Source organism: Helicobacter pylori, from assembly GCA_008032935.1.
Lineage (GTDB): Bacteria > Campylobacterota > Campylobacteria > Campylobacterales > Helicobacteraceae > Helicobacter > Helicobacter pylori_CX.
Genome location: CP032039.1, coordinates 1107541 through 1123325, shown reverse-complemented (window position 1 = coordinate 1123325; position 15785 = coordinate 1107541). Strand labels below are relative to the sequence as shown.

Here is a 15785-nt window from a genome sequence, read left to right as displayed (position 1 = left end):
CTAAAATATTGAAAAGCTTGCGTAAGGCAAGCGTTAGCGTAGAAGGACAATAATGTATGGTGCCCATCCAATGAGAGCTAATTCTTTTAGCTCTTTCAAACCCCTAAAAGCCCCCAAACTCAAAACTCAATTTTTAAGGCGTGTGTTTGTGGGTGCATCCATTAGGCGCTGGAATGACCAAGCATGCCCTTTGGAATTTGTGGAATTAGACAAGCAAGCCCATAAGGCGATGATTGCGTATTTGCTCGCTAAAGATTCAAAAGACAGGGGTAAAGATTTAGATTTAGATCTTTTAATCAAGTTCTTTTGCTTTGAATTTTTGGAGCGCTTGGTTTTAACCGATATTAAACCCCCTATTTTTTACGCCCTCCAACAAACGCACAGCCAAGAATTAGCCTCCTATGTCGCGCAAAGTTTGCAAGATGAAATCAGCGCGTATTTTTCTTTAGAGGAACTCAAAGAGTATTTAAGCCACAGACCCCAAATTTTAGAAACTCAGATTTTAGAGAGCGCGCATTTTTATGCGTCTAAGTGGGAGTTTGATATTATTTATCATTTTAACCCCAACATGTATGGTGTGAAAGAAATTAAAGAAAAAATTGACAAGCAACTCCACAATAACGATCATTTGTTTGAAGGGCTTTTTGGGGAAAAAGAAGATCTGAAAAAATTGGTGAGCATGTTTGGGCAGTTGCGTTTCCAAAAGCGTTGGAGCCAAACCCCAAGAGTGCCGCAAACCAGTGTCTTAGGGCATACCTTATGCGTGGCGATTATGGGGTATTTATTGAGCTTTGATTTAAAAGCTTGTAAAAGCATGCGGATCAATCATTTTTTGGGCGGGCTTTTCCATGATTTACCCGAGATTTTGACCCGAGACATTATCACGCCCATCAAACAAAGCGTTGCGGGGCTTGATAACTGCATTAAAGAAATTGAAAAAAAGGAAATGCAAAACAAAGTCTATTCCTTTGTTTCTTTGGGCGTTCAAGAAGATTTGAAATATTTCACCGAAAACGAGTTTAAAAACCGCTATAAAGACAAGTCTAACAAAATCATTTTCACTAAAGACGCTGAAGAATTATTCACGCTTTATAATAGTGATGAATATTTTGGGGTTTGTGGGGAGCTTTTGAAGGTGTGCGATCATTTGAGCGCGTTTTTAGAAGCCCAAATCTCTCTCTCTCATGGCATTTCCAGTAACGATTTGATTAAAGGGGCTCAAAACCTTTTAGAATTGCGATCCCAAACGGAACTGCTTGATTTGGATTTAGGGAAATTGTTTAGGGATTTTAAGTGATTTATAGATCTACTTAATAGAGTATTAGTTATAAAATCTAAAAAATGCTCAAAAGTATTTTAATTTGATCATTTACGCTCAATGAGAGCGAAATCATTTGATTGGTTATTTTCAAGCACGCATCAAATAGAGCTTTTTCCTTTCGCTTGAAGAAGCGATGTTGAGCAGTTGGCGGTATTTGGTGATCGTTCTTCTTACCATTTTCAAATGGAATTTTTCTTCAATGAGTTCTAAAATCTTAGCGTCGCTCAAAGGCTCTTTTTTGTCTTCATTTTTGATCAATTCTAAAAGATAGTTTTTAATCACAGCGTTTGAAGTCTCGCTATTGTCTAAGGCGGTGCTAAAGAAATGTTTAATAGGGAAAACCCCCCTTTGGCATGCCAAATATTTATTAGAAATGGCCCTTGAAATCGTGCTTACAGAGTGGTTAAACTCATTGGCTAAATCCAATAATTTTAAAGGGCGCAATTCCTTACCCTTAAAAAAATCGTATTGATACTCTAAAAGCATGAGGCCGATTTTATAAATCGTGGCTTTTCTCAAATTCAACGCATCAATCAAATCCTTAGCCTCTTTTAATTTTTCTTTTAAATAAGCGCTATCTTTAAAGCGATTTTCTTCTAAACTGATCGTTGGGTAGCTCTCATCATTCAAACGCACGATGATTTCATTATCCACTTCTAGAATAAAAAGCTCCGGAATGACTTCTATTTCTTTTTCTAAAAACTCAATGGCCGGGGGGTTTTTAAAGGATTTTAAAATCTTTAAAGCCTTTTCATAATAAAAATCTTTAGAAAATTCATGGTGTTTTTCTAAATTTAAAATGATTTTTCGCGCTTCTTCATAAAGCTCATTATTGTCTAATTCCCTACCCTCTAGCTGGAATAAAAAGCTCTCTTTCACATCTCTAGCGCCAATGCCAGAGGGATTAAGGTAACTAAAACGCTGGCGCACTTTTTCATAAACTTCGCTCTCTACCCCTAAAATTTTAGCCCTTTCTTCAATGTTTTCTTCAAAATACCCCTCATTATTCAACCCGCTGATAATATCCATAGCGATTTTTTGAGAGGTTTCAGTGGGAAAGAGGGGGGGAATGATTTGAGCTTCTAAGGTTTCAAAAAGGCTTTTAGAAGCGATTGCGAAATTTTCTAAATGATCGCTGCTATTTTTAGCGCTAAAACGATCGCTAAAATTTTTGATGCGTTTGTTTTCAATTTTGATTAAGGGGTTATCTAGGGCGTTTTGTTTCAACACTTCTTCTAAGTCTTCAAGCTCGCTTTGTAAAATGGGGAGCCACCCTTTTAAGGTAGCGTTTAATTTGTTTTTAGGGCTAAGGTTTGCGCGTAAAACCGCCATGTCTATACCTTAAAATTTTCCCCTAAATAATACTTACGCACCAAAGCGTTTTCATAAATTTCATTAGCGTTCCCGCTCGCTAAAAGCGTGCCGCTTTTAATCACATACGCCCTGTGGCACACGCTCAAAGTCTCTCGCACATTGTGATCAGTGATCAACACGCCGATGTTTAATCCAATCAGGCTTTCAATGATTTTTTGAATGTCAATCACCGCAATCGGATCCACGCCCGCAAAAGGCTCATCTAATAGCACGAATTTAGGGTTTTTCATTAAAGCTCTAGCGATTTCTACGCGCCTTCTTTCTCCCCCACTCAAGCTCATGCCCTTGCGCTCTCTTATGGCTTGGATATTAAAAGCGTCCAACAAGCTTTCCATTTTTTCTTCGCTCTCTTTAGAGTTTTTAAAAGTGCTCTCCCCTGCTAGGGCTAGATTCTCTTCCACGCTCAATTCTTTAAAAATGCTGGATTCTTGGGGCAAGTAGCCTATGCCTAAGTTAGAACGCTTGTGTAAAGGGTATTTAGCTAAATTGACATCATTTAAATAAACGCTCCCCCCACTAGGCTCTAAAAGCCCGCATATCATGTAAAAGGTGGTGGTTTTACCCGCCCCATTAGGCCCTAAAAGCCCCACTACTTCGCCGCTCTTCACTTCTAAAGAAACGTCTGAAACGATTTTGGTTTTTTTAATCTGTTTGTTTAAATGCTCTGCTTTTAAAACATCCATTCAAGCGACCCTTTAAGCGATCTTTATCGTATAAAAACGGCTGGTTGGTTCGGTTTTGATTTCCACAACCTTAATAGCTAAATCGTATTTTTTTAAAATTTTTTCTAATTTTTCATCGCCCCATTCCACAAAATGGATCCCCTTTTCTAACAAGCACTCCAACATGCCAAGCTCCAAGCAAGCCTCTAAATCGCGCATGTAAAAATCATAGTGGAACACGCTCTCGCTATAAGCATGCATCAAGCTAAAGGTGGGTGAAGTCGCTTGAATGTCTAACCCCAAGTGTTTCAAGCACGCTTGAACTAAGGTCGTTTTACCGCTCCCCACAACGCCCTTTAAAAGCACCACCCCCTTAAAATCATCTTTTAAAATTGCAGCCGCCACTTTGTCTAATTCGTCTAAACGCGCCCTCATAACAATTCCACGCTTTTGATTTCAAACTCGCTCTTAATCTCTTCAATCAGCTCAGAGTGGTTAGCCATAAATTCTTGCAACGCTGTTGGGGCTTCTTTGGGTTGGGTTTCTTTAGTCTCTTTAGTTTCGTTTTCTTTAATCTCTTTTTCTTGAACCTCTTTAGTGTCGTTTTCTTTCGTTTGAAGCGCTTTTCCAACCGCTTCTTTTTCATTTTCTTTCGTTTCAGCCGTCGTTTCGGTGGTTGGTTGGGGCTTTAAAAAAGGGAATTTAAACTCTTTAACCTCTTGAGTTTCTAGAGTGCTTTTATTTTCCAAATGATTTTTTAAAGCGATTTTGATATTTTCGCCCTTGCCAAAAACCCCATCAACGATGCTTTTCACGATTTTAAATCGCTCTCTTAAAAGCTCTTTATCCTTATCAGCGGCTAAAGACTCCCAAGTCAAGGTTTTAGTTTGGCTGTCAAAATCAATGAAACGGATATTTTTTTCAAACACCGTCCCTAACTCATAGTTGCGTTCATAAACCAATGTTTGAACTTGTTTGAAAAGGTTGTGAAAAATGCGATCTTTAGCTGAAAGCATGGGAGTTTGCGGAGTTTCTGCGTTCTCTCTTTTTTCTATGCTCTCTATTTGTTCTCTTTGTTCTCTTTGTTCTCTTTTTTCTATATTTTTAAATTCTTGTTTAGGGGCGTTATAGCTCATGCTAGGGCTTTGATTGAAAGGGGCTTGCTCTAATTCTACAATCGCATCGTCTAGGGCTTTGAGTTTCAAAGCTTCTTTGAATTTCATTTTCAATAACAACAGCACAAAACTGGCATTTGCCCCTTCTTTTAAAAGGCTGAGACTGCTCATAATGATTTTAAAAAAGCGCTCTATCAAAAGAATGGAATAAGAATCAGGGTTTAATAATTTCGCTTTCAAAAAAAGCATCATTTCTTCTAAAACGCCCTCGGTTTCATAATTTTCTAAAATGACATAACGCTCTTGCAATCGCGCTTCATCTTGGTTGATTAGGCTTTGGAAAAAATCTTCTAAAACACTCCTGTCAATCGCTCCTAACATTTCAGCCACTTTGCTTTCTGTGATAGCGTTATCGCAATAATTGATGGCTTGCTCTAAAAGAGTGATCGTATCCCTCAAGCTCCCCTGCCCGCTGTGAGCCAGTTTTTCTAACGCGCTTGTTTCATAGCTCACTTGTTCTTTTTCTAAAATGGTTTTTAAATGAGAAATAACGGAATTTTCAGGGATTTTTTTAAACCTGAAATGCTGGGTGCGGCTGAGTATGGTAGCGGGCAATTTCAAGGCGTCCGTTGTCGCTAAAAGGAATTTCACATGGCTAGGAGGCTCTTCTAAAGTCTTTAAGAGCGCATTAAACGCTTCGGTGGTGAACATATGCACTTCATCAATGATAAAGATTTTATAGCGCCCAAAGCTTGGTTTGTAGCGCGTTTGCTCTATGAGATTACGGACATCATCAATCCCCCTATTAGACGCCCCATCCATTTCTATAATATCTATATGGTGGTTGTTTAAAGCACTCTGGCATTGGGTGCAAGTATCGCAAGGCACGGCTTTTGGCCCTTCTTCACACATTAAAGCCCTAGCAAAAATCCTAGAAGAGCTGGTTTTGCCTGAACCTCTTAACCCGCTGAACAAATAAGCGTTAGCCAAACGCTGGTTGTCTAGGGCTAAAGAAAGCGTTTTAGCCACGCTCTCTTGACCGACTAGCTCGCTAAAATGTTTGGGGCGGTATTTTAACGCTAAAACTTGCATATTGATTGTAATCCTTAAAACTCATTTAGGAGTATTGTAATGCAAAATGACTTAAAACTAGCCCCTTTTTAGGTTTTACTCAATAGCGCTAAAAAATCCCTAAATAAAGTAACGCTAAGCGTTCCCATGATGGCGGTTACAAAGAGATTCACCCCCATAAAGATTTTTTGGTTGTTTAAAAGTTTAGAGCCATAGCGTAGAGATAGGGTGCATAACAATAAAAGCCAAGAAAAGGCAGCCGATAAAGTGCCGGCTAGAAAGACAAATTTTTGAGCTAAATTGAAAGACAAAGCGCTCGCGCCAATTAAAAACACCATTTCCAAATACACTTGAGGGTTGAGTAAGGTAACGCCTAAAGTGAATAATAAGGTCTTTTTTAAGGATAGTTTTTTGGGGGTTTGGACTTGCTTCTTTTTAAAGGTTTGAAAAAGGGTTCTAAACGCTAAAAAAGCGTAAAATCCGGTAAAAGCCGCTCCAAATAAATTCAAAAACAAACTCAAATAAAGGTTTTTAGCAAAATAAGCCCCCACGCCAAACACGCCCATGCTCATTAACACTATATCGCACATAAAACACAGAGTGCAAATCAAAAACACATAATTCCTAGCCATGCCTCGCTCTATAATAAACAAGGATTGCGCCCCCACAGCCGCGCACAAAGAAATCGCTAAGCTATAGCCTTTTGCAAAAATCACAAACATTTTTATTCAAAATCCTTTCACTCAAAATAAACTAAAAACTACCAACACCATACAAACCAATCATTCAAAAGGGTATTTTAAAATTTTAGGGTTTAAAACGACCTTTATAAATAAAAATTAAATGATGATACACAATGGTTGCACGAAATTTAAAAACCCCATTTTTTACCGCTCTTAGTGGCGTTTGAGAATAAGTTAAAATTAACATGGTAAAATGCCAAAATTTGCTGTCGTCATGCGGCAAAAATTTAGACAACAAGGAATTGGGAATGAGAAGGAGTTTGGCTTTTTGCCTATCAGCTTTGCTTGGATTACAGGTTTTAGGCGCTAGGGATTTTTCGCAACTCAAAAACGAGGAACTTTTAAAATTAGCAGGCACTCTGCCTTCTAATGAAGCGATTGATTATCGCATGGAAGTGTCTAAACGCCTTAAAGCTTTAAAAGCTGAAGACGCTAAGAAATTCCGTGCGAATTTCAGCCGGATCGCTAAAAAGAATCTTTCCAAAATGAGTGAAGAGGATTTCAAAAAAATGCGTGAAGAAGTGCGTAAAGAATTAGAAGAAAAAACCAAAGGTTTGAGCGCTGAAGAAATCAAGGCAAAAGGACTTAATGTGAGCGTTTGCAGCGGCGATACGAGAAAAGTTTGGTGTAGGGCTGTTAAAAAAAAAGACGAACATTGCTCTCCTAAGTGAGATAAAATTTAATTTAAAAGGATAAAAAATGAAAAAAGCGTTGAAAATACTTTCTGTTAGCACATTGCTATTTGTGGCTTTGAACGCCAAAGATTTCAGCAAAACAAGCGATGAAGATTTAGCTAAAATGGCTGGTATTGTCGCTCCGCAGGATATTGTGGATTATAAAAAAGAATTGAGAATGCGCATGAAAAAAATGCCTGAAGACAAGAGAAAGGCGTTTCATAAACAATTGCATGAATATGCAGTTAAAAACACAGACAACATGACCGTGGCGGATTTTGAAGCGCACCAAAAAGCCGTTAAAGAAGCGCTTAAAAAAAGCAACATGAAAGACATGGATGATGATTTGGGGTTGCGATCATGCGAAAAAATGCATAAACACCATAAACATGGTGGTCATGGCAAAGGGCATGGCAAAGAACAAGGCAAAAAAGATCACGATCATGATGATCATGGTGAAGATAAAAAATAAAGCTTAAATTACACCACTTTCTCTATCAAAGCTTCAAATTCTTTAAGCAGAAATCCTAGACGCTTTTAGCGTTTGGGATGGAAGCTGTTAGTTATCGCATAAAATATCACTAGTGATTTATATTTGTTAGTTTTTAAAATATAGTATTGTATAATTTTAGCCATTTAAATTTTTTAACAAAGGATATTATTATGGATTATACATATAACCCAAATAATGAAATGAATATTTTAGGGCGAGTATTCAACACCGCCGTTTTCAGCAACAATTCCGCATTTGATATAACACCCCTTGATTTAGTTGGGGAATAGATGAGCGTGGAAATGGAAGATGAGGTAGTCAAAAGGTTACCAACCGCCGCACAAACCGTAGCAAGCGTGAATATTTTCTTACCAATCACAATTAAAATCCCCATTCTTAAAACAAGCCCAGCGTATAAAACATGGCTTAACGCAAGGATGCAAAATCCTATTTTTTTTAGGCGAATGCACTTTAAAAGATGATGCGGGCTATCAATATGTGATAAAACAAGTAACTTTGGATTTCAATGTTATAGATTTAGTAACAAGCGCTGAATTTACCATTAAAGGCAACTTCTATGTCAACCAAGACTTGATTAAAATCCCCATCAAAAAATAAAAACCTAAAACCGCTTCAGCGTTTCAAACCATTCTAAAGAGCGTTTCAATACTCTTCAAACATTTCTTGGATTTTTGCCTTATCATTCGTTTTAGTTAGAGCGAGTTGTAAAAGCACCCTGGCTTTTTGGGGGTTTAAATTGTCGCTTGTGATAAAGGCCTTGTCATCAATCTCGCCTGAAGTAATCTCACCGCTGCCTACCCTGCTAGAACGAACAATAACCACCCCCATTTCGCTCGCTTCTTGCATCGCTTTTAAAAACCTAGCACTCACATTCCCATTACCCACCCCGGCTATCACAACGCCTTTTGCATGCGAGTTTAGGCTCGCTTGGAATAAATCAGGGGTCATGCCGACATGCGTGTAAATGATATCCACTTTAGGCAAGGGGGGGTTGAGCTCTAAAATGGAAAATTCGCTCTCTATGGTGTGCTTTCTCAAAGGCTGCATGTAATAGTGCGCCTTGCCATAATACACGCTCCCTATCGCACCGCTATTTAAAGCTTTAAAGGTGGAAGTGTGGGTGGTGTGCATTTTAATCGCTTCTCTAGCGCTAAAAATACTATCATCCATCACCACCAACACGCCCTTATTCGCGCTTTTTTCATTAGTCGCTACGCTCAGCGCATTATACAAATTCAAAGCCCCATCCGCGCTCAAAGAAGCAGCATTACGCATCGCTCCCACTAACACCACCGGTTTTGTGGAGTGTAAAACCAGGTTTAAAAAATACGCACTCTCTTCTAAAGTGTCCGTTCCATGCGTGATAACCACGCCTTGAATACGGCTATCATCTAGCAATTCTTGGGCGTGTTTGGCGAGCTTGAACCATACCTCTTCATTCATGTCTTGTGAGCCGATGTTAGAAATCTGCTCCCCTTGAATGCGAGCGATCTTATTAAGACTGGGGATGGCTTTAAGAAGCTCTTTGATGCCCAACTCACCGCTTTTATAACTACCCAAACTCGCGCTCGCGCCACTCCCTGCAATCGTCCCCCCTGTCGCCAGTAAAGCAATGGTGGGTAAATTTTGAGCCATAACTTGCCCCTTCAAACAAAATAAAAGAATCAACAATTTCAAAAATATTCTCATTATGGACCACCTTTTGAAATTAAAAGATTTTATAGTATAGTAAAACATCGTTAAAATAAATTTAAAAAGGGTTAATGGTGGATGCCTTTTTTCAAATTGCAGTGTTACTTTTTTCGCTTTTTTTAGGGGCAAGGCTAGGGGGCTTGGGAGTGGGCTATGCGGGGGCTTGGGCGTGCTTGTTTTGTGCTTATTTTTAGGGCTAAATCCGGGCAAAATCCCTTTTGATGTGATTTTAATCATCATGGCAGTCATTAGCGCTATTAGCGCCATGCAAAAAGCGGGGGGATTGGATTACTTAGTTAAAATCGCTGAAAAAATTTTAAGGAAACACCCCAAGCAAATCAACTACCTCGCGCCAAGCGTGGCGTATTTTTTAACGATACTAGCCGGCACTGGGCATACGGTTTTTTCCTTGATCCCGGTGATTGTGGAAGTGAGCCAGAGCCAAAACATCAAACCCAAAGCGCCCTTAAGCTTAGCGGTGGTCTCTAGTCAAGTCGCTATTACTGCAAGCCCAGTGAGCGCGGCGGTGGTGTTTATGAGCGGTATTTTAGAGCCTTTAGGAGCGGATTATCTCACCCTTTTAATGGTTTGGATCCCTACGACTTTTTTAGCATGCATGCTCACGGCGTTCATTATGGGCTTTACTGATTTAAAGTTAGACAGCGATCCGCATTATTTAGAGCGTTTGAAAGCGGGCAAAATCTCGCCCCCTAAAATCAAAGAAGAAAAAGAAACCTCAAAAAGCGCGAAATTATCGTTATGGATTTTTATCGGCGGGGTTGTGGCGATCGTTTTTTATGCGAGCGCGATTTCTAAAAATATCGCTTTTGTTAGCCCGGTGGTTTTAGGCAGAGATTACGCGATTGTGTCTTTCATGTTGAGCGTGGCGACTCTCATTGCGCTTTTTTGTAAGATCAACGCTAATGAAATCGCTCATTCAAGCGTGTTTAAATCCGGCATGCAAGCGTGCGTGTGCGTGTTGGGCGTGGCGTGGTTGGGCGATACTTTTGTGAGCAATCATATAGATGAAATCAAGCGGTACGCTTCTTTTTTGATCGCAGATTATCCGTTTTTATTAGCCGTAGCGCTTTTTTTGGCTTCCATGCTTTTGTATTCGCAAGCCGCCACCTCTAAAGCGCTCATCCCAAGCGTGATCACAGCCTTAGGCATTAGCGCTAACCATACAGAGCATTTGTATATTATCGTGGCTTCTTTTGCGAGCGTTTCGGCGTTGTTTGTGTTACCCACTTACCCTACTTTATTAGGAGCGATCGCTATGGATAACACCGGCACCACTAAAATGGGCCGTTATGTGTTTGATCATGCGTTTTTGATCCCTGGGGTTTTAGTCGTGTCTTTGAGCGTGGCGCTAGGGTTTGTTGTTGCGCCGTTGGTTTTGTAGCTTTCATCACCAACGATAAAAAGCTTGACGATTTTTCTAAACCCCTTTAAAAAAAGAGGATTTAACCCATTCAATAAGCAAACACATAATTAAGGTACACGCTATAAAGCCTTCGGTATTCTAGCTTAGTGCCTAAAAAAGAATAGTAATTGGTGTTAATGGTGGGGATTTTAACGCCTAATTCCATGCCATGTTGCGCGGAATGTTCGCTGTCTTTTTTCTTTTTCATAGCGAGATTCGTTCTCAAACCCAAATTGAACAAAAATTGGAAATTGGAAGCATTGACTTTCGCGCTGTAAGGGTTATTGAACGCTGTTAAATTCACATACTGAGAATTAAGCCATGTAGTCCCTGCGAGTTGGATACCTCCAAATAACCCCACAGAAAGCTTGTTGTTCTTTTTAGTGGCTTTATCGTTAAGAAAGTTATATAACAAATCGCTACCACCGCCATAAGTCCATATATCAGAAGACGAATTAAAAAAGCTGGATTTGATATAGCCGTGGTTGTAATCAAAGAAGCCATAATACCTTAACCCAAACGCTTTCTTTTTCCCAAAGAATTGTTTATAGCCCACTTGCACGCCAAGCCCATTCATTGCGCCGTTATTGTTTTGAGAGCTGATCATTCCTATATTTTTAAAGGGGTTATTGCTCATTGCTGCTAAAGCTTGATTGAGATTGGATTGCTGCTCTGGGTTGATTTGGTAGTTGTATTGGCCCGCTGCTGGGGCGTTTTTATCGTAAGGTAGTGTAACAATGTCTTTTGTATTGACTTGATTGTGCGGGAGTTTAGAAATCTTTTCGCTCAAAGTCTTAGCATCGTTATAAGCGGTTACAATCTCTGTTTGATTGGATTTTAGGTTATAAACATCTTTAGCCACGCTTAAAGCCGCATCCACCCGATTGCCATAATAACTCACGTTGTTTTTAATCGTTTGAATTTCTTGGTTTAAATTCACCTCCTGTCTGTAAGGGTTAGTAGGCGTTGAACCCGCATTGGGTATTTTCAAATAAGCTTTCTCTAAATACTTATACTGATCTGCAGGGATAGAACTAAAGAGATTGAAAACGTCTTGAGCGTAAGAGATGACTTGCTTTTGGTTTTGAGCGAAAGCGTAGATGTCTTTAGCGAAATTAGGGTTTGTTTGAGTCCCTGTAGCTTGAGCTTGCAACTGAGTGGATAGGGTGTGGTTGCTTTGAGAAAGCGTAACCGCTTGTTGCAAGATGGGTATCATCGCCTTGATGTTGTTAAACACCGCGTATTGCGTTGGGTAGCCAGTGGATGTGATAGCGCCGGATGCGTTTGAAACGCCATTGATGACGATATTTTTCCACATCATAGCCGTCTTAGTACTTGCGATCAAGTCCATAAGCTTTTGCGCGGTTTCAAGAGTGCTGCTTACGGTTGAGTTTGGTGGATTTGATGTTGAGTTTGTTGTGGCGCATCCGGATAAAGCGCAAAGATTGTTGCCTTTAGTGGTAGCGTTTTGTTGGGCTGCTTGGAGGTTTTCAGCGAGTGTTTTCATCTTGTCGTAAGTGGCTTGATCCATACCGCAGTTTTCAATTCCTGAGCAGTTGCTGACAATAGTGTTAAAAGGAGGGTTACCCTGAACATTAGCGGATCGTTGAGTATTCTTATTACTCACAAAAAAAGTGAAGTAGTTCCCCGCATAAAGACTCCAAAAACCCAATACCGAAGTGATAACGGCTTGCACGGCGTTGAAGATGGGCGATTGGGTGGTGCTGTTATAGTTGTTGTTGGTAAAGCTTTTTAAATAGTTTAAAGAGCTATTGACCAGCTCAATGTTGTTGGCGTTTTGAATGCTTTGCCTCAACGAAGCCACTTGATTTAAATACTGGTTTAATTGCTCGTATTTTTCGTTTAAGTTTTTCAATTCACCGGTGTTTTTGACCATTTGCACCGCTTCGCCGATTTGATAGCCCGCGCTCACAAAAAAGCCGTTGTCTTCAGCATGGAGCGATGATGCCGCAAGCGAGAGAGAGTAAAAATCGTTTTTTCATAAAATGTTCCTTAAATTAATGTTTTTGTTGTAAGAATATCATGGAGTGATAATATATTTACAATGAACCTAATTTTACTATAAATTGATTGGATTTCAAAAAAAAATTTGGAGTATTTTAACTTATTTATCTTTGAAGCGTTGATTTTTGTAACGATAAAATGATTTTTTGAATTTTATCATCAGTGTTTAATAAGAACGAAGCCACACTAAAACAAGAACGCGTAGCTCACAAAAACTTCTTTATTCCTAAAAACGCTGAAGTTTTGTCGGATCGTTTGTTGTTGCCACACATTGCTAAAGCCGAAGTTTTTCCAACTTTGTGCACTCAAGCTGTAATAAGGGATTTTAAGCCCCACATTAAAGCGGTTGCGCTTGCCTATATACAAAGAGCCCCCAAAATTCACAAAAAACCCCCCACCCGCGGCAAAAAATTTATCGTCTTGTTTCGTGTTTTGGTTTTGATAGTTAGGACTCCACAATATGGCGTATTCCACCCCACCCCCACCAAACACGCCTATTTTAAAAAACAGCATTTTTTCTGTTTTTAAAGCGAGTTTCAAAAGGGTGTCTATAGGGAGATTAACAAACACATTCACGTTCAAACCAAACGCCATGAAATGCCCGTTATTGAAAAGGAAGTTTTGAGGGTTTGGGGTTTTTTGCAAAACTAAAGAGCCTTGAGCGTTTGAAGCAGTATCGTAGGTTTTAATCGCGCTTGGGTTATAATTGGCTTGGGATAAAAGGGTGTTACCCCCCACTTTTTGACCCAATTGCGCTTTAGCGTATTCTACATCCCCCCACACCCTTAAGCCTAAAATATGGTATTTATCAAAAGCTATTTCATCGCCTATTTGACCGGTATAAGACAAATTTTTACCCCCCTTATAATGGGCTTCTAATTTCTCGCCATAACACACGCTACCAGGGCAAGTGGGGTTGTCTTTATAGGCTTGTTGCCACATGCTTGTGCGCGTATTAGCCCCTGTGCCTAGCCTAAAACCTAGATAAATGTGGTTTTTCGTTTTAAAAAAAGGCGTTTTTTCAGCCGCATTGCCCCACAAAACCCCCAAGCTGGCTAAAAAAACAAGCGCTTTCAAACGCTTTTTTGATTCAATTCTACCCATAATGGCACTTCACTTTGCAACATTTCTTGATTAAAAAATTCCTCTATACCCTCTCGCATGCTCTTTATTTCTGTAAGGGTATTGACGCAGTTACGAAACGCGCTCGCTTGCATTTCGCCCTTAGCGTAAGCATGCAAATTTTTCCTAAACATAACCACCCCCCTATCCCCATAAAACTCCACCATTTTATCAAAATGTTCTAAAACCAAATCTTTTTTCACGACTGCGGGCAATTTTGTGGTGTTGTTTCTGATTTGCCAAAATATCCATGGGGCTCTTAAGGCTGCTCGCCCTATCATTAGCCCATCCGCTTGTGTGATTTGCAAAACTTCAAAGGCCTTTTTCACGCTGTCAATTTCGCCATTGGCTATCACAGGCTTTTTTAAAATCCCTTTCATTAAAGCGATGCTTTCATAATCTATTTTGTCTTTTTGGTATTTGTCGCTTCGTGTCCTCCCATGCACCACCACATAATCCACCGGCGCATCGTTTAAGGCATGAGCGATTTCTTTAGGGATTTTCTTTTCAAAACCTAAACGCACCTTCACGCTTGTGATTTTTTTATTGGTGTTTTCTCTGATGATTTTTAAAAGCTTCACCAAGTGGTTTAAATCCTTCAATAGCCCGCTACCATTACCATGATTAGCCACTTTAGGAGCGGGACAACCGCAATTAAAATCAATCCCACTCACATGCTCTAAAGCGTTGATTTTTCCAACCGCTTCCTTGACTACGCCCTCTTTAGAGCCTGAAATTTGCGCCATGAAATGATCTTCTAAAGGGGATTTTTCTAACATTTTAGAAGTTTTATCAAACGCATACACCAACGAATGCGAGCTCACCATTTCGCTCGTGGTAACATCCACGCCAAATTTTTTCACCACGCTCCTGAAAGGCAAATCCGTATAGCCTGCTAGAGGGGCTAGAAAAAGCCATTTTTTATTTTTAAAGTCCATTCGCTCTCATATCAAAGTTTTTTGCTGTATTTTGACACAATCAAGGTTAAAAAGCGCTTTAAAACTTAGCACTTGATTAAAATGAAGCTCTTTTATAGATCCATTAAACTCTGTTTAAAACGGGTTAAAAAATCATGCGTTGGTTGTTTTAAAAACTCTGCGTATAAAACAGGCCGTAAGCGTTTAGGGATATTCAACCTCCTAGCCCTGTCTTTAAAATCCTTTGGCATGCTCAAAGTTTTTGGGGGTTTAAGAGCGATAAACACACACTCTTTATCGCTTTCAATGATGAATTTTTGAGCGATTTCCAAGCTAAAAAAAGAGCGTTTGATTTCTTCTTTTTGAGAAAAGCTCAACACATACCCCTTTTGCTTTAAGATTTTATCCACCATAAACAGCGCGTTTTGCGAATACTTAAAAAAAGTGATCCCATGCCTTTGTGAAACAATCATCAAAGGATAAAGCCGCTCTTTTTCTTGATCCAGAAATTTAAAACTTTGGATAATGCCCTTAGAATAATCTTGCATCAAGGAATTAGCGTAATGTTTCCTGAAAAAATTGCGTTTGAATTTTAAAGAAGAATTAGAATCATCTTCAAAAAATTTTCGATCTTTAGCGAGCGTTTTAAGGGTGTCTTTAGGGGTGTAGAGCAAGGGGCGAACAATCGCATAAGATTCTCTTTTTTCATAGGCTTGAAAGCCTAAAAGCGTGTTTAATCCGGCACCTTTACTTAGTTGCATCAAAAACCATTCCAGCCTGTCATTCAAGTGGTGCGCTAAAATCAAATGCTTGTAAGAATGCTCTTTGATTAGGGTTTCAAAAAAATCATAACGAACTTTTCTCGCTTGCATTTCAAAATTGCACGCGATCTTTGGGGCGTAATGGATATAGCATTTTTTATGGTGCGTTTTTGCGAGTGTTTGAGCGTGTTGGATGATTTCAAGGCGTTGTTTTTGCGTGTTATAATCCACTAAAGCGATGTCAAAAACGATATTTTCTCCAACTAAAAGATGGAACAAGCAAGTGGAATCCAATCCACCCGAAAAACCCAATAAATTTTTCCCCTCTCTTAAAGGCTCTAAATAGGTTTTAAAATCTTGCACTATCAAAT

Annotated in this window: 12 protein-coding genes and 3 pseudogenes; 5 read left to right on the top strand and 10 right to left on the bottom strand. The window is 39.4% G+C overall.

The genetic code is table 11. From position 1 onward, the window contains the following. The first annotated feature begins 52 nt into the window (after window positions 1-52). The gene (locus D2C78_05665) at window positions 53-1297 is read left to right on the top strand and encodes an HD family hydrolase (protein QEF35408.1); all 1245 of its coding nucleotides are present in this window, start codon (window positions 53-55) and stop codon (window positions 1295-1297) included. A gap of 111 nt (window positions 1298-1408) precedes the next feature. Here the strand turns inward: D2C78_05665 and D2C78_05660 are convergent, their stop codons facing one another. The 5 genes from D2C78_05660 to D2C78_05640 form a co-directional block, all read right to left on the bottom strand. Then, a complete protein-coding gene (locus tag D2C78_05660; GenBank protein ID QEF35407.1) occupies window positions 1409-2653 on the bottom strand; it encodes an RNA polymerase factor sigma-54 in 1245 nt (414 codons plus the stop codon). A 2-nt stretch (window positions 2654-2655) separates the two neighbouring features. Continuing rightward, a complete protein-coding gene (gene lptB, locus D2C78_05655) occupies window positions 2656-3378 on the bottom strand; it encodes an LPS export ABC transporter ATP-binding protein (protein QEF35406.1) in 723 nt (240 codons plus the stop codon). A 12-nt stretch (window positions 3379-3390) separates the two neighbouring features. After that, window positions 3391-3792, bottom strand: a complete 402-nt coding sequence (gene tsaE / locus D2C78_05650) for a tRNA (adenosine(37)-N6)-threonylcarbamoyltransferase complex ATPase subunit type 1 TsaE (GenBank protein ID QEF35405.1) — start codon at window positions 3790-3792, stop codon at window positions 3391-3393. Next, window positions 3789-5564 carry a DNA polymerase III subunit gamma/tau gene (locus tag D2C78_05645; GenBank protein ID QEF35404.1) on the bottom strand — a complete coding sequence of 592 codons (1776 nt, stop codon included), beginning with the start codon at window positions 5562-5564 and terminating at the stop codon, window positions 3789-3791. The genes tsaE and D2C78_05645 overlap by 4 nt, the downstream gene beginning before the upstream one ends. Before the next feature lie 68 nt (window positions 5565-5632). Then, on the bottom strand, window positions 5633-6265 hold the full coding sequence (locus D2C78_05640) for an amino acid transporter (GenBank protein QEF35403.1): 633 nt from the start codon (window positions 6263-6265) through the stop codon (window positions 5633-5635). Between the two features lie 269 nt (window positions 6266-6534). On the opposite strand from D2C78_05640, the gene D2C78_05635 reads away from it, so the two are divergent. From D2C78_05635 to D2C78_05625, 3 genes and pseudogenes are all read left to right on the top strand, one after another. Then, a complete protein-coding gene (locus tag D2C78_05635) occupies window positions 6535-6957 on the top strand; it encodes a DUF1104 domain-containing protein (GenBank protein QEF35402.1) in 423 nt (140 codons plus the stop codon). Between the two features lie 28 nt (window positions 6958-6985). Next, window positions 6986-7432, top strand: a complete 447-nt coding sequence (locus D2C78_05630) for a DUF1104 domain-containing protein (protein ID QEF35401.1) — start codon at window positions 6986-6988, stop codon at window positions 7430-7432. Window positions 7433-7743: 311 nt separating this feature from the next. Continuing rightward, window positions 7744-8071, top strand: a pseudogene (locus tag D2C78_05625) (hypothetical protein). Between the two features lie 45 nt (window positions 8072-8116). Here D2C78_05625 and D2C78_05620 read toward each other — a convergent pair. Next, entirely contained in the window at window positions 8117-9163 is a 1047-nt protein-coding gene (locus tag D2C78_05620) for a type II asparaginase (protein QEF35400.1), read from the bottom strand. A 74-nt stretch (window positions 9164-9237) separates the two neighbouring features. Here D2C78_05620 and D2C78_05615 point away from each other — a divergent pair. Beyond that, window positions 9238-10568, top strand: a pseudogene (locus tag D2C78_05615) (anaerobic C4-dicarboxylate transporter). A gap of 70 nt (window positions 10569-10638) precedes the next feature. Here D2C78_05615 and D2C78_05610 read toward each other — a convergent pair. The 4 genes and pseudogenes from D2C78_05610 to tilS all read right to left on the bottom strand — a co-directional run bounded on the left by D2C78_05610 (window position 10639) and on the right by tilS (window position 15777). Further along, a pseudogene (locus tag D2C78_05610) lies at window positions 10639-12592 on the bottom strand (outer membrane protein). Between the two features lie 208 nt (window positions 12593-12800). Then, window positions 12801-13718: an outer membrane beta-barrel protein gene (locus D2C78_05605; protein QEF35399.1), complete on the bottom strand. Its 918-nt coding sequence runs from the start codon at window positions 13716-13718 to the stop codon at window positions 12801-12803. Then, entirely contained in the window at window positions 13688-14674 is a 987-nt protein-coding gene (locus D2C78_05600) for a tRNA-dihydrouridine synthase (GenBank protein QEF35398.1), read from the bottom strand. Before D2C78_05600 ends, D2C78_05605 begins: the two co-directional genes overlap by 31 nt. Window positions 14675-14766: 92 nt before the next feature. Next, on the bottom strand, window positions 14767-15777 hold the full coding sequence (tilS, locus tag D2C78_05595) for a tRNA lysidine(34) synthetase TilS (GenBank protein ID QEF35823.1): 1011 nt from the start codon (window positions 15775-15777) through the stop codon (window positions 14767-14769). Between the last annotated feature and the right edge of the window lie 8 nt (window positions 15778-15785).